The organism is Burkholderia sp. IO2, assembly GCF_029522185.1.
Lineage (GTDB): Bacteria > Pseudomonadota > Gammaproteobacteria > Burkholderiales > Burkholderiaceae > Burkholderia > Burkholderia cenocepacia.
On the sequence record NZ_JAKWFH010000060.1, the window covers coordinates 12,177 to 35,535 of the forward strand.

18 protein-coding genes are annotated in these 23,359 nt (G+C 69.1%); 8 read left to right on the forward strand and 10 right to left on the reverse strand.

Annotated elements, in window-relative coordinates:
• Positions 1–13 precede the first annotated feature (13 nt).
• Positions 14–4,201: a bifunctional nitrate reductase/sulfite reductase flavoprotein subunit alpha gene (locus MMB92_RS29215; protein ID WP_084751498.1), complete on the forward strand. Its 4,188-nt coding sequence runs from the start codon at positions 14–16 to the stop codon at positions 4,199–4,201.
• A gap of 48 nt (positions 4,202–4,249) precedes the next feature.
• Here MMB92_RS29215 and MMB92_RS29220 read toward each other — a convergent pair whose 3' ends face one another.
• Positions 4,250–5,026, reverse strand: coding sequence for an SDR family oxidoreductase (locus MMB92_RS29220; RefSeq protein WP_084751497.1), 777 nt, complete (start codon positions 5,024–5,026; stop codon positions 4,250–4,252).
• A gap of 4 nt (positions 5,027–5,030) precedes the next feature.
• On the reverse strand, positions 5,031–5,468 hold the full coding sequence (locus MMB92_RS29225) for a heme-binding protein (protein ID WP_080323773.1): 438 nt from the start codon (positions 5,466–5,468) through the stop codon (positions 5,031–5,033).
• Positions 5,469–5,576: 108 nt separating this feature from the next.
• Here MMB92_RS29225 and MMB92_RS29230 point away from each other — a divergent pair, with 108 nt between their 5' ends.
• The 4 genes from MMB92_RS29230 to MMB92_RS29245 all read left to right on the forward strand — a co-directional run bounded on the left by MMB92_RS29230 (position 5,577) and on the right by MMB92_RS29245 (position 11,295).
• Complete coding sequence (locus tag MMB92_RS29230; protein ID WP_006486000.1) at positions 5,577–6,491, forward strand: LysR family transcriptional regulator; 915 nt, start codon at positions 5,577–5,579, stop codon at positions 6,489–6,491.
• A gap of 81 nt (positions 6,492–6,572) precedes the next feature.
• Positions 6,573–7,007, forward strand: coding sequence for a hypothetical protein (locus MMB92_RS29235; RefSeq protein WP_006486003.1), 435 nt, complete (start codon positions 6,573–6,575; stop codon positions 7,005–7,007).
• A 413-nt stretch (positions 7,008–7,420) separates the two neighbouring features.
• Entirely contained in the window at positions 7,421–10,015 is a 2,595-nt protein-coding gene (mprF, locus tag MMB92_RS29240) for a bifunctional lysylphosphatidylglycerol flippase/synthetase MprF (protein WP_048988129.1), read from the forward strand.
• Positions 10,012–11,295: an AcvB/VirJ family lysyl-phosphatidylglycerol hydrolase gene (locus MMB92_RS29245; RefSeq protein ID WP_060263372.1), complete on the forward strand. Its 1,284-nt coding sequence runs from the start codon at positions 10,012–10,014 to the stop codon at positions 11,293–11,295. Before mprF ends, MMB92_RS29245 begins: the two co-directional genes overlap by 4 nt.
• Before the next feature lie 83 nt (positions 11,296–11,378).
• Here MMB92_RS29245 and MMB92_RS29250 read toward each other — a convergent pair whose 3' ends face one another.
• The 6 genes from MMB92_RS29250 to uxuA all read right to left on the reverse strand — a co-directional run bounded on the left by MMB92_RS29250 (position 11,379) and on the right by uxuA (position 18,306).
• Positions 11,379–11,816 (reverse strand): DUF934 domain-containing protein, encoded by a 438-nt coding sequence (locus tag MMB92_RS29250; protein WP_006486022.1) that lies wholly within the window; start codon positions 11,814–11,816, stop codon positions 11,379–11,381.
• Positions 11,813–13,597: a nitrite/sulfite reductase gene (locus tag MMB92_RS29255; protein ID WP_084751495.1), complete on the reverse strand. Its 1,785-nt coding sequence runs from the start codon at positions 13,595–13,597 to the stop codon at positions 11,813–11,815. The genes MMB92_RS29250 and MMB92_RS29255 overlap by 4 nt, the downstream gene beginning before the upstream one ends.
• A gap of 214 nt (positions 13,598–13,811) precedes the next feature.
• Positions 13,812–14,201 carry a hypothetical protein gene (locus MMB92_RS29260; protein WP_034202268.1) on the reverse strand — a complete coding sequence of 130 codons (390 nt, stop codon included), beginning with the start codon at positions 14,199–14,201 and terminating at the stop codon, positions 13,812–13,814.
• 97 nt (positions 14,202–14,298) lie between these two features.
• Complete coding sequence (locus MMB92_RS29265; RefSeq protein ID WP_084751494.1) at positions 14,299–15,732, reverse strand: PLP-dependent aminotransferase family protein; 1,434 nt, start codon at positions 15,730–15,732, stop codon at positions 14,299–14,301.
• A gap of 129 nt (positions 15,733–15,861) precedes the next feature.
• Positions 15,862–17,172, reverse strand: a complete 1,311-nt coding sequence (locus MMB92_RS29270; RefSeq protein WP_043204671.1) for an MFS transporter — start codon at positions 17,170–17,172, stop codon at positions 15,862–15,864.
• A 72-nt stretch (positions 17,173–17,244) separates the two neighbouring features.
• Positions 17,245–18,306: a mannonate dehydratase gene (gene uxuA, locus MMB92_RS29275; protein ID WP_006486021.1), complete on the reverse strand. Its 1,062-nt coding sequence runs from the start codon at positions 18,304–18,306 to the stop codon at positions 17,245–17,247.
• A 267-nt stretch (positions 18,307–18,573) separates the two neighbouring features.
• On the opposite strand from uxuA, the gene MMB92_RS29280 reads away from it, so the two are divergent.
• The 3 genes from MMB92_RS29280 to MMB92_RS29290 all read left to right on the forward strand — a co-directional run bounded on the left by MMB92_RS29280 (position 18,574) and on the right by MMB92_RS29290 (position 22,378).
• Positions 18,574–19,296, forward strand: coding sequence for a FadR/GntR family transcriptional regulator (locus tag MMB92_RS29280; protein ID WP_058903192.1), 723 nt, complete (start codon positions 18,574–18,576; stop codon positions 19,294–19,296).
• Positions 19,297–19,478: 182 nt separating this feature from the next.
• Positions 19,479–20,609, forward strand: a complete 1,131-nt coding sequence (locus tag MMB92_RS29285) for an extracellular solute-binding protein (protein ID WP_060211163.1) — start codon at positions 19,479–19,481, stop codon at positions 20,607–20,609.
• Entirely contained in the window at positions 20,606–22,378 is a 1,773-nt protein-coding gene (locus MMB92_RS29290; protein ID WP_058903190.1) for a sensor domain-containing diguanylate cyclase, read from the forward strand. The genes MMB92_RS29285 and MMB92_RS29290 overlap by 4 nt, the downstream gene beginning before the upstream one ends.
• Positions 22,379–22,462: 84 nt before the next feature.
• Here the strand turns inward: MMB92_RS29290 and MMB92_RS29295 are convergent, their stop codons facing one another.
• Both MMB92_RS29295 and MMB92_RS29300 read right to left on the reverse strand, forming a co-directional pair.
• Positions 22,463–22,762, reverse strand: a complete 300-nt coding sequence (locus MMB92_RS29295; RefSeq protein ID WP_006486001.1) for a DUF4148 domain-containing protein — start codon at positions 22,760–22,762, stop codon at positions 22,463–22,465.
• A 273-nt stretch (positions 22,763–23,035) separates the two neighbouring features.
• Entirely contained in the window at positions 23,036–23,293 is a 258-nt protein-coding gene (locus tag MMB92_RS29300) for a hypothetical protein (RefSeq protein WP_006478949.1), read from the reverse strand.
• Between the last annotated feature and the right edge of the window lie 66 nt (positions 23,294–23,359).

Sequence of the window (23,359 nt, forward strand, 5' to 3'; positions counted from 1 at the left end):
GTCCGGAGCGCCCATGACCGCGACCCCCGTCAAGAGCGTGTGCCCGTACTGCGGTGTCGGCTGCGGCATGGTGCTGCACGTCGAGGAGGGCGAAGTCGTCAAGGTGTCCGGCGACGCCGACCATCCGACCAACTTCGGGCGGCTGTGCACGAAAGGTTCGTCGGCGCACGTCGCGCTGCGCCGCTCGGGGCGGCTCGATCGCGCGTTCGTGCGCCGCGCGCGCGAGGACGACCTCGTGCCGCTGCCGGCGCGCGACGCGATCGCCGAGACCGCGCGCCGGCTGCGCGCGGTGCTCGATGCGCACGGGCCCGATGCGCTGTCGTTCTACGTGTCGGGGCAGCTGTCGATCGAGGCGCAATACCTCGTCAACAAGCTCGCGAAGGGCTTCGTCGGCACCAACAACATCGAGTCGAACTCGCGCCTGTGCATGGCGAGCGCGAGCACCGGCTACAAGCAGTCGCTCGGCGCGGACGGCCCGCCCGGGTCGTACCAGGATTTCGATCGCGCGAACCTGTTCTTCGTGATCGGCGCGAACATGGCCGACTGTCACCCGATCCTGTTCCTGCGGATGATGGATCGCGTGAAGGCCGGCGCGAAGCTGATCGTCGTCGATCCGCGCCGCACCGGCACCGCCGACAAGGCCGATCTGTTCCTGCAGATCCGGCCGGGCACTGATCTCGCGCTGGTCAACGGGCTGCTGCATCTGCTGCATGCGAACGGCCGCACCGACGCCGCGTTCATCGACGCGTACACCGAAGGCTGGGATGCGATGCCCGCGTTCCTCGCCGACTACACGCCCGAGCGTGTCGCCGGGATCACCGGGCTCGCGGAAGCCGACATCCGCACGGCCGCGCAATGGATCGGCGACGCGCCGGAATGGACGAGCTGCTGGACGATGGGGCTCAACCAGAGCACGCACGGCGTGTGGAACACCAACGCGATCTGCAACCTGCATCTCGCGACCGGCAGGATCTGCCGCCCGGGCAGCGGGCCGTTCTCGCTGACCGGCCAGCCGAACGCGATGGGCGGGCGCGAGATGGGCTACATGGGGCCGGGGCTGCCGGGCCAGCGCTCGGTGGCGTCCGACGACGACCGCCGCTTCGTCGAGACCCTGTGGCGCGTGCCGGCCGGCACGCTGCGCAAGGACACCGGCAACGGCACGGTCGACCTGTTCGAACGGATGGCGGCCGGCGACATCAAGGCGTGCTGGATCGTCTGCACGAACCCGGTCGCGACCGTGCCGAACCGACGCACGGTGATCGCCGGGTTGCAGGCCGCGGAACTCGTGATCGCGCAGGACGCGTTCCTCGACACCGAGACCAACCGCTACGCGGACATCCTGCTGCCCGGTGCGCTGTGGGCCGAGGGCGACGGCGTGATGATCAACTCCGAGCGCAACATGACGCTGATGCGCGCGGCGGTCGCGCCACCCGGCGACGCGCTGCCCGACTGGCGCATCGTCGCGGAAGTCGCGCGCGCGATGGGGTTCGGCGACGCGTTCGACTATGCGTCCGCGGCCGACGTGTTCGACGAGATCGTCCGTTTCTCGAACCCCGCGACCGGCTACGACCTGCGCGGCGCGAGCCACGCGGCGCTGCGCGACGGGCCCGTGCAGTGGCCGGTCGCGCCGGGCACCGCGCGCGCGCGGCACCCGATCCGCTACCTGAACGACGGCGTGAACCAGCCGCTGCGCGCCGCAGCCGACGGCGGCGACGCCCCGCGCATCGCGTTCCCGACGCCGTCGGGCAAGGCGCGCTTTTTCGCGCGGCCGCACGTCGATCCGGCCGAGCTGCCGGACGACACGTTCCCGATCGTGCTGAACACCGGGCGGCTGCAGCATCAGTGGCACACGATGACGAAGACCGGCAAGGTCGCGATGCTGAACAAGCTCAACCCGCGCCCGTTCGTCGAACTGCACCCGGACGATGCGAGCGCGCTCGGCATCGCCGCGAAGGACAGCGTCGAGATTCGTTCGGCGCGCGGCCGCGCGGTGCTGCCGGCCGTCGTGACCGAGCGCGTGCGGCGCGGCAACTGTTTCGCGCCGATGCACTGGAACGACGTATACGGCGACGACCTGTGCATCAACGCGGTGACGAACGACGCGATCGACCCCGAATCGCAGCAACCCGAACTGAAATACTGCGCGGTCGCGCTGACACGGGTCGAAGCCGATGCGTTCGCGCCGGTCGACGACGACACCGCGCAACCCGATGCATGCGCCGACGACGCGCGGCCCGCGCCGGCGATGATGCACGCGACTGCTTCACAGGAATCCGACATGGCAGACATCGACACTTTCGCGGCCGCGCTCGGCGTCGCCGATCTCGCCCCGCCGCCGCTGACCGACACCGAGCGGCTGTACGTGGCGGGCCTCGTCAGCGGGCTGAAGGCGAGCGCTGGCCGTCGCGAAGGCAGCGTGCCCGTGCTGCCGGCCGGCGCGCCGTTGACGCCGCCCGTGCGGTTCTGGCTCGACGGCATGCTCGCGGGCCTGTTCAGCCGCGCGCTGCCTGCCGGTGCGCAGACCGGCGCGGCGCCCGCGCTGCCGGCCGACGCCGCCGCGGCGGGCGGCGTACGGATCGTGCGCCCGCGCCCGAAGGTCACGTTGTTGTGGGCGTCGCAGACCGGCAACATCGAATCGTTGACCGAGGATTACGCGACGAAGCTGATGAACGCGGGCTTCGAGATCCGCACCGCGTGCATGTCCGACTATCCGGTCGCGTCGCTGGCCGGCGCGCAATACGTGCTGCTGATGACGAGCACGTTCGGCGACGGCGATGCGCCCGACAACGGCGGCGAGTTCTGGGACGCGCTGCAGGCCGGCAGCGCCGCGCGGCTCGACGGCGTGCATTTCGCGGTGCTCGCGTTCGGCGACCGCAACTACGACCGGTTCTGCGGCCACGGCCGCCGGCTCGACGCGCGGCTCGCGGAGCTCGGCGCGGCACGTCTGTGCGCCCGCGTCGATTGCGACGTCGAGTTCCAGCACGAGGCCGACCAGTGGCTCGAACGCGTGGTCGCGCGCATCAAGGAAGCCGATGCCGCGCTGCACGCGGTGCCGTCCGGCGGGTTGAGCCCGTCGGGGCTGCTGCCGACGAAGGCGCATCCCGCGCCGTCGAAGCTCGTCGCGAACCTGCGGCTGAACCGGCCGGGCGCTGCAAAGGACACGCGCTATGTGTCGCTGTCGACCCAGGGCGCGAACCTCGAATACGAAGCCGGCGACGCGCTCGGCGTGTGGCCTACCAACTGCCCGGAACTGGTCGACGAACTGCTGTCCGTCACCGCGCTGAAGGCCGATGCGCCCGTGTCGGTGCCGGGCGTCGGCGATGTCCGGCTCGGCGATGCGCTCGCACGCCACTTCGACATCACGCGCCCGCATCCGGACACGCTGGCCTTCATCGCGTCGCGCAGCGCGAACGGCGCGCTGAAGTCGCTGCTCGGCGACGATCGCAAGGGCGACCTCAAGCAATGGCTGTGGGGGCAGCAGCTGGCGGACGTGCTGCACGAATATCCGATCGAGCTGTCGGGCGCCGAGCTGGTCGGCATGCTCAAGCGCATGCAGCCGCGCCTCTATTCGATCGCGTCGAGCCCGAGCGCGCACGAGGGCGAGATTCACCTGACCGTGTCGGCCGTGCGCTATCACAACGGCCGGCGCGCGCGCAAAGGCGTCGCGTCGACGTTCCTCGCCGATCGCGCGGACGACGGCCGCGTGCCGGTGTTCGTGCAGAAGTCCGCGCACTTCCGGCCGCCGGTGAACGGCGACGTGCCGATCGTGATGGTCGGGCCGGGCACCGGCGTCGCGCCGTTCCGCGGTTTCCTGCACGAGCGGCGGGCGCGCGGCGCGCGCGGGCGCAACTGGCTGTTCTTCGGCGAGCAGCACGCGCAGACCGACTTCTACTACGGCGACGAGCTGAGCGAGATGCGCGACAGCGGCTTCCTGACGCGGCTCGATCTCGCGTTCTCGCGTGACCAGGCCGACAAGGTCTACGTGCAGGACCGGATGCGCGAGCAGGGCGCCGAGCTGTTCGCGTGGCTGGAAGAGGGCGCGCACTTCTACGTGTGCGGCGACGCCGCGCGGATGGCCAAGGACGTCGATGCGGCGTTGAAGGCGATCGTCGCCCGGCACGGCGGCATGTCGGAGGAAGCCGCGAACGACTACGTCGCGCGGCTTTCGAAGGCGCGGCGCTACATGCGCGACGTGTACTGAGATTCGCGCGAGCGGCGGACGGTCGGTCCGCCGCTTCGCCGGCGGCGCTTACTGCTGCCGTTCCCAAGCACGCGCCTGCTCGGCGCGCACGAACGCTTCCGACGCCGCCGGCAGCAGGTTGCGGAACGCGCCGCCGTCGCCGTCGATCACGTCGACCATCTTCGCGATCATTTCCTCCGGGTCGTGCTGTTCGAGCGGGAACGTCAGCCGCTCGGGCGTCACGGTATGCACGGCCGGATCGTGCCAGCGCCGCGTCGTTTCCATCATCCGGTCGTTGAAGCCCGTGCGGTACGGGCCGGGGTTCACGACCGCGACGCGGATGCCGTGCGGCGCGAGTTCCGCGTGCATCGCCTCGGCCACCGATTCGATCGCGTGCTTCGACGCGCAGTACGCCCCCGTGAACGGCCCCGTGATCAGGCCCGCGATCGACGACACGAACACGATCTTGCCGTGCCGGCGCGCGAGCATCCCGCGCGCGATCTGCTGCGTGAGCGCGAGCGGCCCGAACACGTTCACGTCGAACAGCGCGCGGACGATCTCGACCGGCAGGTCGACCAGCGCGCCGGCTTCGCCGACCCCCGCGTTGTTCACGAGCACGTCGATGTCGAGCTCGGCCGCGCGCGCGCGGTCGTGGGCCGACGTGACGTCGAGCCTGATCGCGCGCAGCGTGGTGTCGCGTTGCGCGGCGGCGGCCATGACGTCGTCGATCTCGGCCGTGGCGCGTACGCCGGCCGTCACGTCGTGACCGCGCTCGGCGAGCCGCAGCGCGACTTCGCGGCCGAAGCCGGTGCCCGCGCCGGTGATGAGGATGCGTTTCTGTGCCATGTGCTTACCTTGTGGAGTGGAACGTTGCCTGAAAAAGGTCGCGGCAGTGCTGCGCGATCGCGGTGTCTTCGTCGACGCTGCCGCCCGAGATGCCGATCGCGCCGACGCAGCGTCCGTCGCCGTCGACGAGCGGCTCGCCGCCGCCGAACGTGACGAGCCCGCCGTGACTGTGTTCGATGCCGCGCAGCGGGCCGTCGCCCGACATCGCGCCGAGCGCGCCGGTCGACGCGCGGAAGCGGACCGCCGTCAGCGCCTTGCGCTGCGCGAGATCGATCGCGCCGAGAAAGCAGTCGTCGGTGCGCACGAACGCGAGCAGGTTCGCGCCGGCATCGACGATGGCGATCGCGACGCCGGCTACCTGCAGCGACGCGGCTTGCGCGAGGGCCGCGTCGATCGTGCGGCGGGCGACGGCGAGCGGCAGCGCGGCGGTGAGCGGGTTCATGCGAAGGGCTCCGACAGGACGACAGCGCCAGTGTAGGCAGTGGCGGTATATGGGAGAATCCGCATTCCACTCGAAGCAGTTTCAAGTTTTTTTAATGATGGGCAAGCGATGAGCAGACGCGATCCGATGGCCGGCCTGCACGTGTTCATGACCGTCGCGACGGCCGGCAACTTCACGCGGGCCGCCGCCGCGCTGGGCCTGACGCCGGCCGCCGTCAGCCTGTCGATCGGGCAGCTCGAGGGCGAGCTCAACGTGAAGCTGTTCAACCGCAGCACGCGCGGCGTGAGTCTCACGGAAGCCGGCCAGCGTTACTGGCGGCAGACCGAGCCCGCGTACCGTCAGGTCATGCAGGCGCGTGACGCGCTGAAGGATGCGCGCAGCGAGCCGAGCGGGCTGTTGCGCGTGACCGCGCTGCCGCTCGCGCGCTTGCTCGTGATCGCGCCGGTGCTCGCCCCGTTTCGTGAGCGCTATCCGAAAGTCCGGCTCGAAATCCGCTACGAGAACGAACTCGTCGACATCGCAAAGGAGGGGTTCGATGCGGGCATTCGCCTCGCCGACCGGCTGCAGCCGGGCATGATCGGCGTACGGATCGCGCCTGCGTTGACGTGTGCGCTGGTCGCGTCGCCCGGTTATCTGGCGCGGCACGGTGCGCCGGCGTCGATTGCGCAGCTCGAGCGTCACGCGTGCATCCGTTTCCGGTTCACGGAAAGCGGGCGGTTGCACAAATGGCTGCTGCACGACGGGCGACGCGACGTCGATCTCGACCCGGACGGCGTATTCGTGACGAACGATGCCGATGCGGTGATCGATGCAGCGCGCGCGGGCGTCGGCATTGCGTTCGCGTTCATGCGCGAGCGGATCGAGCAGGACCTGCGCGACGGCACGCTCGTCGAGGTGCTGCCCGGTACGTGCCGCACGCTGCCGCCGATGTGGCTGTATTACGTGAATCGCAAGCACGTGCCGGCCAAGCTGCGCGCGTTCATCGACGTGCTGCGCGAGCGCGCTGGCGCGGACGCGGCGTAGTCGCATCGGCGCGGCTCACTGCAGCGATCGATTCGTCGGCGCATGATGGCGACTCCCGCCACGACGCCATGGAGTTGCGTGATGACCGGATTTCCGCATTTTTCGATTCGAACCGGCGTGATTGCCGCAGCGTTGGCGGCCGCCGCGATTTCCAGCGCACCGGCCGTCGGCCAGACGTCGACGGTGCCGGCAGGATCGGCCGTCGCGACGCCCGACAACGCGGTCCTGCTGACCGTTTTCCTGAAACACGACGAATCGCGGCCGCTCGCCGAGCTGAATGCGCAGCTTGCGAAGCAGGGGTTCTACAAGGCGTTTCCGCCGCCGGGCGTCGAGGTGGTGAGCTGGACGGTGACGATGGGAATCGGGCAGATCGTCGTGCTGCGATTGCCGGCGGCGCGGCTGCGCGAGGTCAATCGCGTGCTGGAGGATACGGCGTGGGGGGTGTACCGGACGGAGTTCTATCCGACTTACGATTACAAGGCGATCGGGTTGGGGGAGCACGAGCGGGCGAAGTAAGGGAGGCCGGACGTTTCTGCGCGCACGCGGAGGTCCGAATCAATCTGCCCCCATTCCGGGAAAGCCTCGCGACACGACGCTTTCGTCCTCTTCGGCTGGCGCCGTGCCGGCAGATTCCTCCCAAATGCATCGCAAGTCATTCATCCGATGAAAAAACCGCCCCGGTTCCCGGTATGATGCGCACCTTGCGTTCGTAGGACGCACGGTTTCTTTATGCGTTTTGATGCGAGAGACACCACAAATCCGCACAAAGCCGACGTGAAAGATTCTGTAATATTAATTCCGTATACTCGTAAGTTCTGATCCAGGCGCCACGAGCCCGTCTTCGGCCGGCCGCCCATGCAGAACAACCAGATACGTCGCCGCCGGCCAACCCGCGCCGCGACACGCTATGCACCACCACTGAACACGTTATGTCTTCCCGCCACTCTGGTTCGCCCGGCCGTGCCGCGGCGGTGATCGCCCGTGCCCGGGCGCTGATCCGCAACGAGCGCGTGCTGTCGCCGCTGCTCGCGCTCGGCATCGGCCTGCTGCTGATCGTGGTTTTCCAGCATCTGTCGGAATCCGTCGACTACCGGTCGGTGATCCGCCAGTTGCGTCACATGTCCGTCGCCGAGTGGGGCGCGTCGCTGGCCGCGACGGCCCTCAGCTATCTCGCGCTCGTCGCCCGCGATGCGGTCGGCCTGCGCTATGTCGCGGCCAAGGTGCCGCGCGTCGCGCTGTGGATCGGCGCGATTGCCGGTTCCGCGCTCGGCAATGCGACCGGCTTCGGCGCGTTGACGGGCGGCGCGGTGCGTGCGCGCGTGTACGGTGTGTCGGGCGTCACGCCGGCCCAGATCGGCCGGATGACGGTGTTCACCAGCGGCACGCTGGCGCTCGCGATGGTGTTGATGACGGCGGTCGGCATGGTCTGCGTGCCGGAGGCGCTCGCCGCGATGCTGCACGTCGGGCCCGGCGTGCTCACGTGGACGGGCGCCGCGTTGCTCGTCGCGCTCGCCGCGCTGGTCGCGCTGTGCGGCAACACCGCGCGCCCGGTCGTCACGCGCTTCAAATGGCTGTCGTTCGACGTGCCGGCGCGGCGCGATCTCGTCGCGCAGGTCGTCTATGCGGTGCTCGACGTGGTGGCCGCGGGCCTGACGCTGTGGGTGTTGCTGCCGGCAGCGCCGGTCGGCTTCCCGACCTTCATTACCGTTTATGCGGCCGCGTTGCTGCTCGGGATGATCGGCCATACGCCGGGCGGGATCGGCGTGTTCGAGGCGGCGATGGTCTTCACGCTCGGTCGCGAAGTGCCCGCGCACGCGATGGTCGCCGCGCTGATCGCGTATCGCGCGATCTATTTCGGCGTGCCGCTCGTGCTGTCGGCCGGCCTGCTGGCCGGCTTCGAGGGCCGCGCGCTGCGGCGCCGGCTCGTGACGCGGCAGGCCGTGCGCGTGTCGCAGCTCGCGCCGGTGTTCCTGAGCCTCGTGACGTTCGCGGTCGGCGGGATGCTGGTGATCTCGAGCGCGACGCCCGCGTTCTGGCACCGGATCGCGATCCTGCGCCACATCGTGCCGCTGTGGGTGCTCGAAGGCTCGCAGGTGATCTGCAGCGTGCTTGGCGTCGCGCTGCTGTTCGTCGCGCGCGGGCTGCTGCGCCGGCTCGACGGCGCGTGGTGGATGACCTTCGCGTTGACGCTCGCGAGCCTCGCGCTGTCGCTGGCCAAGGGTCTCGCGTTCGTCGAGGCCGGCGTGCTCGGCACGCTGCTCGTGCTTTTGCTCGTCAGCCGCCGCCGCTTCAATCGTCATTCGTCGCTGCTGGCCGAGCGCTTCACCGTCAGCTGGTTCGTGTCGGTCGCGATGGTGCTGATGCTGGCCGTGTGGGTGCTGTTCTTCGCGTTCCGCGACGTGCCTTACACGCGCGAGCTGTGGTCGCATTTCTCGTTCGACGCGCGTGCGCCGCGGGCGCTGCGCGCGACGCTCGCGTCCGGCGTGTTCGTTGCGCTGTTCGCGCTGTGGCAATTGCTGCGCCCGGCGCCCGGGCGGTTCGTGAAGCCCGCGGAGCAGGACCTGGTCGACGCGGAGCAGATCATCCGCGCGCAGGAATGCAGCGATGCGGGCCTGGCGTTGATGGGCGACAAGTCGTTCCTGTTCTCGGAGTCGCGGCGCGCGTTCCTGATGTACGCGAAGAACGGCCGCACGTGGGCCGCGCTGCACGACCCGGTCGGGCCGCGTGAAGAGTGGCCGGCGCTGATCAGCAAGTTCATTGCGCTCGCGCATGCGCACAGCGGCCGCGCGGCGTTCTACCAGGTGCGCGCGAACGCGCTGCCGCTGTATCTCGACGCGGGGCTCACGCTGATGAAGCTGGGCGAGGAAGCGCACATCGCGCTCGACCAGTTCGACCTGAAGGGATCGAACCGTTCGCATCTGCGCTATGCGCTGCGGCGCGGCGACAAGGATGCGCTGACGGTCGAGGTGATCGCGCCGGGCGACGTGCCGGCCGCGCTGCCGGCGCTGCGCGGCATCTCGGACGGCTGGCTCGACAGCCGCGATGCGCGCGAAAAGAGCTTCTCGGTGGCCGCGTTCCACGACGGCTATCTCGCGACGCAGTCGGTGATGCTGGTGCGGCAGGCCGACAAGCCGATCGCGTTCGTCACGTTCATGACGACCGACCTCAACACCGAGGCGACGGTCGGCGTGATGCGCCATCTGCCGGAGGCTTCGCCGTACGCGATGGAGTATCTGTTTACGCAGCTCGCGCTGCATCTGAAGGAAGCGGGGTTCCGCAAGCTGAGCCTGGGTATCGCGCCGTTCTCGGGGATGGGGGCGGCGAAGATGCCGTCGCCGTTCCACCGGCTCGGCCTGATGGTCTGGCGCTTCGGCGGCCGCTTCTACAACTTCCGCGGCTTGCGCGCTTTCAAGAGCAAGTTCGAACCGCACTGGGAGCCGCGTTATCTCGCGGCCTCGGGCTCGGTCGGCGTGTTCGTCACGCTGGCGGATCTGTCATTGCTGGCTGGAGGTCGGCGTTCATGATGTCGAAGAAGGGTATCGCGCGGGCGGCAGCCGCCTGCGCGGGAATGATGCTGGCCGGCGCCGCGTGCGCCACGCAGCCGGCCGCGGTGAAAGCCGAAACCGTGTCCGGCGGCCGCTACGGGCCCGTGACCGTGACCAGGCCGAGCGGGCCGCTGCGCGGGTTCGTCGTGCTGTTCTCGCGTGAGGGCGGCTGGCGGGCCGCCGATCAGCAGGCGGCCGACGCGCTCGCGAAAGCCGGGGCGATGACGGTCGGCGTCGATTCCGCGCGTTACGCGGCGAATCTCGCCGCGAAGCAGGAGACTTGCCACCACCTCGACGGCGACGCCGAGGCGGTCAGCCATCAGCTCGAACGTCTCGCGCAGTCGTCGCGCTATTTCACGCCGATCGTCGCGGGCGTGGGCCAGGGCGGCGCGATCGCGAAGCAGATCCTCGCGATGGCGCCGGAGAACACGATCGCCGGCGTCGTCGCGGTCGGTCCGGCCGCGAAGCTCGATCCGCGCTTCAAGCCGTGCCCGCCCGATCCGACGATCGTGCGACGCGCGATGCCGGGCTTCGTCGAAACGGCTGCCGCGGGCGACACCGCGAAGCTCGTGTCGCTCGTCACGCCGCACCTGCGCGACACCACCGGCAGCAACGACGAGCTCGACGTCTCCGACCTGCCGCTCGTCGAGCTGCCGGCCAAGGGTGGCAGCGACCGGCTCGCGATCGTGATTTCGGGCGACGGCGGCTGGCGCGATCTCGACAAGACGATCGCCGAGGCGCTGCAGCGCGACGGCGTGTCGGTGGTCGGCATCGACAGCCTGCGTTATTTCTGGAGCGAGAAGCCGCCCGCGCAGGTGAGCCGCGATCTGGCCCGCGTGATGCGCACCTACATGGCGCGCTGGCATGCCGGCCGCGTGGCGCTGGTCGGCTACTCGTTCGGCGCGGACGTGATGCCGTTCGCGTACAACCGGCTGCCGGCCGACCTGCGCGACAAGGTCGCGGTGGTGTCGCTGCTCGGCTTCGCGCCGTCGGCCGATTTCCAGATCCGCGTGACGGGCTGGCTCGGCATGCCCGCGAGCGACAAGGCGCTGAAGGTCGCGCCGGAAATCGCGAAGGTACCGCCGACGCTCGTGCAGTGCTTCTACGGTGCGGAAGAGACGGACACGATGTGTCCGGCGCTCGCGAACACGGGCGCCGACGTGATCAGGACGCTGGGCGATCATCACTTCGGCCGCGATTACATCGCGCTCGAGAAGAAGATCCTCGGCGGGTTCGGCAAGCCGGTGGCGGCGCGCTGAACATCGGCCGGCGCCCGCGTGACGGCAGGCACCGGCCGGTTTGGTTCCGGTTCATCGGACGGGCGGCCAGCGAGCCGCCCGTTTCATTTTCCGGGCTGCGCCGCCGCGTCCCGCGGCGGCATGACCGTTCGCGCATCGCGCTGATAGAAGCCCGGAAACCGGTCGAGCTGCCGCCGTGCGACCGCGAGATCGGCGGCGTCGCCGAGCACCGCGCTCGAAAACCCCGTGCGTTCCATCAGCAGCAACTGGTCGACCAGTACGTCGCCGGTCGCGCGCAGGTCGCCGGCGAAGCCGTAGCGCTTGCGCAGCAGGTAGGCCTGGCTGTATGCGCGGCCGTCGGTGAACGACGGAAACTGCAGGTCGATGCGCGTGGCGTGCGCGATGCGTGCGGCCAGCGGCGGCAGTTCCTCGTCGTTGCCGATCGTCAGTGTCGTCGCGTCGTGCTGCTGCGTGTCGTCTGCGTGCTCGGCCGGCGTCAGCAGCCGGATGCGTGCGGATGGGTTCGAGGTCTCGTGCTTCATGCCGGCTCTTCCTGATGACGTGCGGCGTTCGCGGCGGCCTTGAACGGTTCCGTGCCGATGCGGCGCACCGTGTCGATGAATCGTTCGCCGCGACCGTTCGCGTCGATGCGCGCGTCGAGATAGGCGTTGACGATCGCGTCGACGACATCGACGATCTCGTCCGCCGAAAACGACGGGCCGATCACCTTGCCCGGCCGCGCGGGGCCGCTCGCGCTCGAGCCGTCCGAGCCGCCGAGCGTGACCTGGTACCACTCCGCGCCGTCCTTGTCGACGCCGAGGATGCCGAGGTGGCCGCTGTGATGATGGCCGCACGAGTTGATGCAGCCGCTGATGTGCAGGTCGATGTCGCCGACGTCGTGCAGCAGGTCGAGATCGTCGAAGCGCTCGGCGATCGCGTCGGCGACCGGAATCGAGCGCGCGTTCGCGAGCGCGCAGAAATCGCCGCCCGGGCACGCGATCATGTCGGTCAGCAGCCCGACGTTCGCGCTCGCGAGCCCGATCGCGCGGGCGTTTTCCCACAGCAGGAACAGGTCGTCGACGTGCACCCACGGCAGCACGACGTTCTGCGTGTGCGTGACGCGGGCCTCGCCGGCCGTGAAGCGGTCGGCGAGCTCGGCGAGCGCGTCGAGCTGCTCCGGCGACGCATCGCCCGGTGCCTGCAGGCGGCGCTTGAACGACAGCGTGACGATGCGCAGCGCCGGGTCGCGGTGGTCGGCGACGTTGCGGGCGAGCCAGCGCGCGAACGCCGGATGACGGCTCGCCTGCGCGGCGACGCGCGCATTCGCGTCGGCGAGGTCGAGCGTGCGCGGCTTCAACCGCGGCGGCACGAACGACGCGGCGACGCGCTCGAATTCGGCCTGCGGGATCGTGTGCGGGCCGCCGTCGAGGTCGACGATCTGGCGGAACTCTTCCTCGACGTCGTCGATGTAGCGTTGCCCTTCGGTCTTCACGAGGATCTTGATCCGCGCCTTGTACTTGTTGTCGCGCCGCCCGTAGCGGTTGTACACGCGGACGATCGCCTCGATGTAGTTCATCACGTGCTGCCACGGCAGGAACGCGCGCAGCAGCGTCGCGATCATCGGTGTGCGGCCCATCCCGCCGCCGACGCTCACCCGAAAGCCGAGCGCGCCCGCGTCGTCGCGCACGAGCTTCAGCCCGACGTCGTGCCAGTCGGTCGCCGCGCGATCCTCGGTCGCACCGGTGATCGCGATCTTGAACTTGCGCGGCAGGAACGCAAATTCGGGGTGCAGTGTCGTCCATTGACGCATCACCTCGGCGAACGGGCGCGGATCCGCGATCTCGTCCGGCGCGACGCCCGCGCGTTCGTCGCACGAAATGTTGCGGATGCAGTTGCCGCTGGTCTGGATGCCGTGCATGTCGACGGTCGCGAGCAGATCCATCACGTCGGCCGCCTTCGCGAGCGGAATCCAGTTGAACTGCACGTTGGTGCGGGTCGTGAAGTGCGCGCTGCGGGTCGGCAGGCGCAACGTGCCGAGCAAGGCCTGCGCGTCGCACGCGGCGCGGTAGGTGGCGTCGTCGGGCACGTCGTAATCGCGCGCGATCCGCGCAAGCACGCGAAGCTGCGCGCTGGACAGCTCGCCGTACGGCACCGCGACGCGCAGCATCGGCGCGTGGCGTTGCACGTACCAGCCGTTCTGCAGGCGCAGCGGCCGGAACGCATCCTCGCCGAGGGTGCCTTGCTGCCAGCGTTCGAGCTGGTCGCGGAACTGGGCGGCGCGGCTGCGCACGAGCGCCCGGTCGAAATCGGTATATCGATACATGACGTGATACGCGAGAGGCGCCGCGGCGCGCAGGGCGCGCGGCGCGGCAGGGCGCGCGGCGCGGCAGGGCGTTGCGACGGATGTCAGGCAACGGAAGACAGCGTAGGGAACGCGGTGCGGCGGGACAAGCAGCAGATCGGGACGGAAAAGGCGCAGCAGATGGCCGGCGGGGCGCCGGCGCAGGCCGGGCATGCGTGCATGCCCGTGAGCGCGGTCATGCGTCGACGACGAGCGCCGGATCGAGCGCGCGGATGCGCTGGTCGATGAAGTAGCCGCCGCCTTCCTGGTAGCGCAGGAACAGGCGGCCGCACGGGCGGCAGCGGCTGACGGTGCAGCGGTTGTACGGGAAATGGCGCGGCGCGATCGGCGCGTCGTCCGATGCATAGTGCGTGCCGGCCGGATGATATTCCGCGTAGGTCGGCTCGGCATCGCCCGGCGGCATGAGCGTGGCCAATTCGAGCAGTTGCGTGTCCGGCAGCGACAGCGGCAGGGTCGTCCAGCCGGCGAGCGAGGTCTTGGTGCACGTGCATGGCTGCGTGACGTGCGCCGCTTCGGCCGTCAGTGTCAGCAGCGCGTCGTGATCGAGGTAAGGCAGTGGGCTCATGGGCAATCGTGAAGGGGCGGCGGGACCTGCAATGTAACCCGCGCGCGGATCGGCTGCATGGCCGCGACACCGGCAGCGCGGCGCGCTTCCTGCGCGCTCAGCCGGCCTTGCGGACCGACGGCTGCGCGACCAGTTCGCCGAGCACGCGGATCGCGCGCTCGATGTCGCGGCTCCACGGATGGCCGAAGTTCACGCGCACGCAGCGCTCGAAGCCGTGCGCGGCCGAAAACAGCGGACCCGGCGCGAAGCTGATGCCGCGTGCGATCGCCTCGCGATGCAGCGCCATCGCGTCGATCGCGTCGGGAAACGCGAGCCACAGGAAATACCCGCCTTCCGGCCGCACCCACTCGACGCCGGCCGGCAGCCAGCGCCGCAGCGCGTCGTCCATCCGGTCGAGCTGCGCGTGCAGCGCGCCGCGCAGCACGCGCAGGTGCCGGTCGTAGCCGCCGTGCTCGAGATAGTTCGCGATGCCGGCCTGCGCGGGAATGCTGGCCGACAGCGTCGTCATCAGCTTGAGCCGCTGCACTTTCTCCGCGAACCGGCCGGCGGCGGCCCAGCCGATCCGGTAGCCGGGCGCGAGCGTCTTCGAGAACGAGCTGCAGTGCATCACGAGGCCGTGACGGTCGAATGCGCGCGCGGGCAGCGGATAGTCCGGGCCGAAATGCAGTTCGCCGTAGACGTCGTCCTCGATCAGCGGCACATTGCGCGCCGCGAGCAATTCGACGAGCGCGCGCTTTTTGTCGGCGGTCAGCGTGACGCCGGTCGGATTCTGGAAATTGGTCATGAACCAGCACGCGCGGATGTCGTGCCGGTCGAGCGCGTTCGCGAGCGCGGCGAGGTCGAGGCCAGTGCGCGGATCGACGGGAATCTCGACCGCGCGCAGGTCGAGCCGCTCGATCGCCTGCAGCGCCGCGTAGAAACCGGGCGCTTCGACGGCGACGACGTCGCCCGGCCGCGTGACCGCCATCAGGCACAGGTTCAGCGCTTCGAGTGCGCCGTTCGTGACGACGAGTTCGTCGATCGGCTGCGAGATGCCGGTGGCGAGATAGCGCCGCACGATCTGCTGGCGCAGCGCCTCGTTGCCGGGCGGCAGGTCGACGACCGTGCTCCACGGGCTCACGAGCCGCGTGGCCTGCGCGAGCGACTTCGCCAGACGCGGCAGCGGAAACAGCTGCGGCGCCGGGAACGCGGAACCGAGCGGCACGATGCCGGGCTGCGTGGCCGCATCGAGCACGGAGAACACGAGATTGCTGATGTCGACCTTGCGGGTTGCGTCGGTGCGGCGCGTACGGCGTTTCGTTGCCGGGCTCGCGGCCGGCTGCGCGCCCGGCGCGACGTAGTAGCCCGAGCGTTCGCGCGCGCGGATCAGCCCCCACTGTTCGAGCAGGTAATACGCGCGAAATACCGTCGACTGGCTCACGCCATGCTGCGCGATGATCTGCCGCAACGACGGCAGGCGCGTGCCGACGGCGAGGTTGCCGTTGCGGATGTCGTCGGCGATCGTATGGGCGAGGGTTTCGTAGCGTTTCATCGGCGTGGGCGGAGCGCTGCGTCGCCGCACGCGGGCCGGAGCGGCGCCGCGCCGGCGGGCGCGGCTCATTGTCCGATGCGCGGCCCGAAAAGGAAAGCGCGGGTGTTTCGGCCGCGCCGTCCCGCCGCGTCACGCCGCGTTCGGCTCGACATTCCGTCCGCTGCCGCCGCGACGCAGCGGCGGCAACGGCTCGACCTTGCCGACCACGAACAGGTACGACAACGCCCCGACCACGCACAGCGCACCGGCCACCGCGAGCGGCACCACGAACGAGCCTTTCGTGATCGACAGCATCACGCCGGTGAAGGTCGTGATGAAGATGCCCGCGAGATTGCCCGCGAAGTTCTGGATGCCGCCGAGCGACGCGACGTGCGCGGGCGTCGGCGCGACTTCGCCGACGAGCGTCCATACGTTGGCGCCGGCGAACGACAGGCTGGCATATGCGAGTGCGAACAGGCCGAGGCAGGCCCACACGTTTTCGACGAACGCGGACAGCGCGATCGACGACGACAGCAGCATGCCGAGCACGAGACAGGTCTTGCGCGCGGCGGTGGCGCTCCAGCCGCGGCGGAACAGGCTGTCCGACACGTAGCCGCCGAGCCAGCCGCCGGGAATCGCGAGCAGCGCGGGCAGCATGCCCCACGTGCCGAGCGACGCGAGCGAGAAGCCGCGCGACTGCAGCAGGTAGCTCGGGAACCACGTGATGAAGAAATAGATCGCGAAGTTCAGGCAGAACAGGCCGATCATCATCCCCCACACGGTGCGGTAGCGGAACAGGTCGAGCCACGACACCTTCGGGCCGTCGGTTGCGGCCGCAACCATCGGCGCGCCGCGTTGCGCGAGCAGCGCATCGACGGCGTCCGGCGCGATCGCGCGATAGCGTTCCGGGTCGCGATAGACGAACCACCACGCCAGCGCCCACACGATGCCGATGCCGCCCGTGATCACGAACGACCCGCGCCAGCCGACGAGCGAGATCAGCCACGCGACGAGCGGCAGCGACAGCGCGGAGCCGACGCGCGAGCCGCTGTCGAAGATGCTGCTGGCGAGGCCGCGCTCGCTGCGCGGGAACCAGTTGAACGCGACCTTCGCGAACGACGGGATCGCGGCCGCTTCGCCGACGCCGAGCATCAGCCGCACGCCGACCAGTTGCGCGAGGCCGCGCGCGGCGCCGGTCGCGACGGTGAACACCGACCACCAGCCGACGGCCAGCGCGAGGCTCACGCGCACGCCGACCTTGTCGATGAACCAGCCGGCCGGTAACTGCAGGAACGCATAGGTCCAGAAGAACGCGCTCAGCACGAGCCCCATGCCGACCGCGTCGAGCCCGAGGTCGGCACGGATGCTGGGCGCCGCGATCGCGAGGTTCGCGCGGTCGATGAAGTTGATGACGTTGGCCAGAAAGCACATCAGGATCATGGCCCATCGGATGCGTGGCATGGCGGTGTCTCCGCGCGGAATGTCGTGGCGGGCGACCGGCGATCCGCTGCGCCGGCCGCCTCGAAAGGCGAATTACTGCGACGCTTGCGGCGCGCGGTCGAACTTCGCCAGCGCTTCCCACAGGCCGTTCAGGTAGACCGCGCCGAGCGCGCGGTCGTAGAGGCCGTAGCCGGGCTTGCCCGTCTCGCCCCAGATCATGCGGCCGTGGTCGGGGCGCACGTAGCCGGTGAAACCGGTGTCGTGGTACGCCTTCACGATCGCGGCGATGTCGAGCGAGCCGCAGCTCGACAGATGCGCGGTTTCCTCGAAATCGCCGTTCGCGTCGACCTTCACGTTGCGGATGTGCGCGAAATGGATGCGGCCCATCGCGCCGAACTCGCGCACGAGCGCTTCGACGTCGTTTTCGGGGCCGGCGCCGAGCGAGCCCGAGCACAGCGTCAACCCGTTCGCGGGCGAGTCGACGAGACGCACGATCCGCGCGAGATCGTCGCGGTTCTTCACGATGCGCGGCAGCCCGAAGATCGGGCGCGGCGGATCGTCGGGGTGGATCGCCATCTTCACGCCGGCTTCCTCGGCGACCGGAATGATCGCCTTCAGGAAGTATTCGAGGTTGGCCCACAGCGCGTTCTCGTCGACGTCGCGGTAGTCGGCGAGCAGCGCCTGCAACTGTTCGGGCCGGTAGCTGGAATCCCAGCCGGGCAGCGCGATGCCGTCGTTCGGATCGATCCGGTCGACCGCGTCGGTGCTGAACGCGAGGCAGGTCGAGCCGTCGTCGAGCGTCTTCGACAGCTCGGTGCGCGTCCAGTCGAACACGGGCATGAAGTTGTAGCAGACGACGCGGATCCCGGCCGCGCCGAGATGGCGGATGGTCTGCCGGTAGTGGTCGATCAGGCGGTCGCGGCCCGGCTTGCCGAGCTTGATGTCCTCGTGCACCGGCACCGATTCGACGACGTCGAACTGCAGGCCGGCGCGTTCGATCGTCGCCTTCAGCGCTTCGATCTTGTGCGCGGGCCAGACTTCGCCCACCGGTTCGTCGTAGATCGCGGACACGATGTGCGTGACGCCGGGGATCTGGCGGATGTATTGCAGCGAGACCGGATCGGACTCGCCGTACCAACGGAAAGACATCTTCACTGGAGCGGCTCCTGGCTGGCGGTTCATGCGTTGGACGAGCGCGGCGGCAGCGTGCCGGCCCGTCGTCGGTGTGCGGATTATGATTGGTATGCCAGTTTTGAGGGATAGTGGTTTACCAGTTGTTCGGGCAAGCGTCGGCCCGTGTGACGTTTCCGAAAGCGTCAGGCGAGGCCGGCCAACGGGCGAGCCGGGGTGTCGCCAAATTGGTGTACCATTTTGACGATCCGGCGCCGCAGCGGCGCCCGCCAGCCTGTTGCGAGCCTTCCGATGACCGATCTTTCCAGCCTGCCCGCCAGCCGCGACACCGATGCCGCGGACCGCTCCTATATCGGCCTTGCGCGGCAGATTCACGCGATGGTGGCCGCCGGCGCGTTCGAAGCCGGTGCGCGGCTGCCGTCGGAGCGCAGCCTGGCCGACCAGTTCGGCGTAAGCCGCACGCAGGTGCGCGAGGCGATCATCGCGCTCGAGGTGCAGGGGATCGTCGAGGTGCGGATCGGCTCGGGCATCTACGTGTCGGCGGCCGATGCCGCGCGGCCGGTGACGTTCGAAGTCCCGCGCGGCCCCGGGCCGATCGAGACGCTGCGCGCGCGCGGGCTGATCGAGGCGGAAGTCGCGGCGCTCGCGGCGACCGAACGCAAGGATGCCGATCTCGACCGCCTGTTTTTCTCGCTGACGACGATGCGCGAGCAGATGAACGACAAGGCCGCCTACGACGCGGCCGATCGCCAGTTCCACCTGCGAATCACGGAATCGACCGGCAACACGGTGCTGCTGCACATGGTCACGGCGATGTGGGATTGCGCGCGCAGCGATCCGCTGTGGGACAAGATCGAGGAGCACTTTCACTCGACCGCGCTGCGCGAAGCGTCGCAGGAAGATCACCAGCGGATCTTCGCGGCGATCATGGCGCGCGACGCGGACGGTGCGCGCGACGCGATGCGCGCGCACCTGTCGCGCGTGATCGCGGAATTCACGCAGGCCTGGCGCTGACGTTCGTCTTCGCGTATCCGCGCATGCTTGCATTCGCGCCGCGATGCAGGCCCCGGTAACTGCGTCGCATTCAGTCGCAAGGCCAATGAATATGCGCCGTGTGCGGCTTGTTCCGATTGCGTGACCCTGCGTTTTATGGTCTCGTTGCGGGATATCGCATCGACTCGAAAAAGGACAGTCGAATGCAGCCGGGCGATTCACGCGGGGTCCGATTGATCAGGGGAATCGGCGCAGGCACGCGCGCGCGCCGCGCCGTGCGTACGCTGCTTGTCATATTGACGGTAGGCTTACTGGCGCCCGTCCCGCCGGCCGTCGCCGCCTCACCCGAAACCGTCAACGACAACGTGCTGCGCGTGCTGGCGTGGCCCGGTTATGCGGACAGCGATATCGTCAGCGCATTCGAGGCGCAGTTTCATGTGCGTGTGGAAGTGACGCTGGTCGATTCCGACGAAGCGTTGTGGACGCGGTTGCACAGCGCCTCGCCGCCGCCGTACGACGTGCTGGCCGCGAACACGGCCGAGATCCAGCGCTATGCGCATGAGCACCTGCTCGCGCCGGTCGACCTGTCGCGCATCCCGAACCGGCGGCGGCAGTTGCCGAATTTCCAGCAGCTCGCGATGATCGGCGGCCTCGTGCAGGACGGCGCGTCCTACGCAGTCCCGTTCACCTATTCGTCGATGGGGCTGATCTACGACCGCAAGCAGGTGCCGGCCGCGCCGCGCTCGATGCGCGAACTGTGGAATCCGCGCTATCGCGGCAAGGTGCTCGACTTCAACAGCGCGCAGCACAATTTCTCGTTCACGGCGCTGGCGCTCGGCTATCCCGATCCGTTCCGTCTGTCGCCCGCGCAGACGCTTGCCGTCGCGCGCAAGCTGATCGACCTGCGCCGCAACCTGCTGACCTACTACACGCTTCCGGAAGAGGCGACCGCGCTGTTCGTCCAGCATCGCGCGGCGCTGATGTTCGGCAACTACGGCACGCAGCAGGTCGAGCAGTTGCGCCGCGCCGGCGCGGACGTCGGCTACGTGATCCCGGACGAAGGCGCGCTCGCGTGGCTCGACTGCTGGGCCGTCACGCGCGGCGCGCTGCGTCCCGAGCTCGCGTTCGCGTGGATCAACTACATGCTCGAACCGGCGATCGGCGCGCTGCTGACCGAGCGCCAGGGGCTCGCGAACACGCTCGAGCCGCCGCGCGGCCTCGACACCGGGCACGAGCATCTCGTATGGCTTCAGCCCGTGGAGGACATCGCGCGCCGCGAATCGCTGTGGGGCCGCATCGTGTCGGGCGACCGGCCGGAGCGGTTCGGAAAATGATCCGGCTCGGGCTCACGTCGAAGCTGTCGGTGCTGTTCGCGTGCATCGGCGTGATCGCGTCCGGCACGACCGGCTACTACGCGTATCGCGCCAACCGCGCGATGCTCGTGCAGGAGGCGCAGCACAGTCTGCTGATGTCGACGCAACTGCTCGGGCAGCGCTTCACGACCGCGCTCGCCGACGTCGCCGACGATGCGCTCGTGCTCGCGCAGTTGCCGTCGTCCGCGTTCGTCGCGGGCGCCGACCATCCGGACGACGCGCGCCGCATGCGGCTCGAACAGGTGTATTACAGCTTCATGCGGAATCACGCGGAATACCTGCAGATCCGTCTGATCGCGCGCGGGCATTTCGGGATCGAACGCATTCGCCTCGATCGCGATGCGCGCGGCATCGTCGTGCTGCCCGAACGCGAATTCCAGGAGAAAGGGCAGTTCTCCTATGTATTCGATACGCTCGCGACGGCGCCTGGCCACATCTACCTGTCGCCGATCGTGGTCAATCACGAGACGGGCTCGCACGCGGCGGAGGGGCTGCCGATCCTGCGCGTGGGCACGCCGGTGGTCGACGCAGCGGGCCAGACGGTCGGCGCGCTCGTCGTCGACGTCGAGCTGTCGCGCGTGTTCGACCGGCTCGAACGCGATTTGCCGGACGACTATGCGGTCTATCTCGCGAACGAGTGGGGCGATTTTCTCGTGCATCCCGATCCGGAACAGACGTTCGGCTTCGATCGCGGCCGGCGCGTGCTGATGCAGGATCGCTTTGCCGTCACGCGCGCGCTGTTCGACAGCGGACGCATGAACGTGACGCTCAATGGCCTTGCGCAGCCCGATGCGGCGCCCGGCCAGATGTTCGCGTTCGTCCGCACGCCGTTCGGACACGACGAAGGCAACCGCTTCGTCGTGCTGGGAATGGGCCGGCCGCTCGCCGACGTGCTCGCGCCGGCCGGCATGCTGGGCGAACGGATCGTCAGGATGGTGCTCGTATCGAGCCTGCTGGCGGTCATCCTCGCGATCCTGTTCGCGCGGGCGATCACGCGGCCGTTGCAGACGCTGGCGCGTGCCGCCACGCACGTGTTCGACGATCCGGCCGCCGAACGGCTGCCGGTCGCGCGGGCCGACGAGATCGGCGTGCTCGCGCGCTGTTTCGACAGCATGCGCGTCGAGATTCGCACACAGGTCGCGATGCTGCGCGCGAAGCAGCAGGAGCTCACGCACCTCGCCGGCCACGATCCGCTGACGGGCCTGCCGAACCGCCTGCTGTTCATGGAGCATCTCGATGCCGCGATCCGGCATGCGGCCGCGGTGCGCGAGGGGCTGGCGGTGATGTTCGTCGATCTCGACCGCTTCAAGCAGATCAACGACCAGCACGGGCATTCGGTTGGCGACCGTACGCTCGTTGCAGTCGCGAAGCGGTTGAGCCAGGTGCTGCGCAGCGGCGACATGGTGGCGCGGCTGGGCGGCGACGAATTCATCGTGCTGATGTCGGATGTGCGTTCGCCGGCGGTGATCGGCGATGTCGCGTCGCGCATCCAGATCGTGATGGCCGAGGCGCTCGAGTTCGACGAAGGGCGCATGGCCGTCGGCGCGAGCATCGGCGTCAGCGAGTTTCCGGCGGATGGCGCGTCGGCCGAGGAGTTGCTCGTCAAGGCCGACGCGGCGATGTACGCGGCGAAGGCGTCCCCGCAGTGCGTGTGCGTGCGCTACCAGGATCTGGTGCGCAGCGGCGCACCCGACGAGACTGGCCGCGTCGCATCCGGCGGCAGCCGCTGACCGCGGGCCGAAACGCGACGAGCCCGTCGCGGGACGGGCTCGTCGCATGGGCGGGCTGCAGGTGCGAAGCGCGCAGCGGCAGGCTTAGTGGCCGAAGTAGACCGAGTCGCGCGGGTTCTGCGCGCGGACGACCGGTGCGCCGCCCTCGACGGTCGCGGCCGGTTGCGAGCCGGCGCCGCTGTTGTCGATGCCGTGCACGCGGGCTTGCGCGGCCTGGATGTCGGCCGGGTAGTACGGGCTCGACTGGCTGGGCTTGTAGCCCGCGTTTTCGAGCTGGACCAGTTCGTTGCGCACCTGGGCGCGGGTCACGGTGCTTTGGGCGAATGCGCCGAACGACGCGGACAGGGCGGCGGCGGCAACGACTGCGGAAACGAGCGATTTCATGATGACCTCCGATGTTTATTGGCTTTCCGCGTTCGACACCATGTCGTCAGCGGTTGATTACATCGTAGGCGTCGCTTCACCTAGGGTAAACGCGAGTTTGAGTGAAAGATCGTTGCGCTCGAGGTAATAATTTCGAGACGAACGTCTTCCGTCCCCATTCGGTATTGCGGGGATTGCAAGCAATTGGCGGGAGCGTGAACAGAGGGGCCGCACGGGCATGCGCGCGGCGGCAAGGGCCGCCGAATATCGCGTCGAAGCGGCGAGGCTGTCGGATCAGACCCCGTCGTCGTCGATTTCCTTGCGCTCGCGGCGTTCTTCGTTGCCGCGCCGCGCGCGCAGGCGCTGGCGGGACAGGACGGCGATCACCTGCTGGGTCGGCGCGCCGGACGGCAGCTCGTTGCGGATGCGGTCGGGGACCATCGGCAGGCCGGCGCGCTGCCGGCGCAGCGCCTTGGCGATTGCCCGGCGGCATTCGTCGCCGTGGCAATCCCATTCATCGCGGATTCTCTGGCAATAACGGCATTGTTCCATCCGACTAGTCTAACGCGTCTTCGGGAATGGAGCAGGGCGCGGGGCCGGACGGGCTGCGTGCCGGGC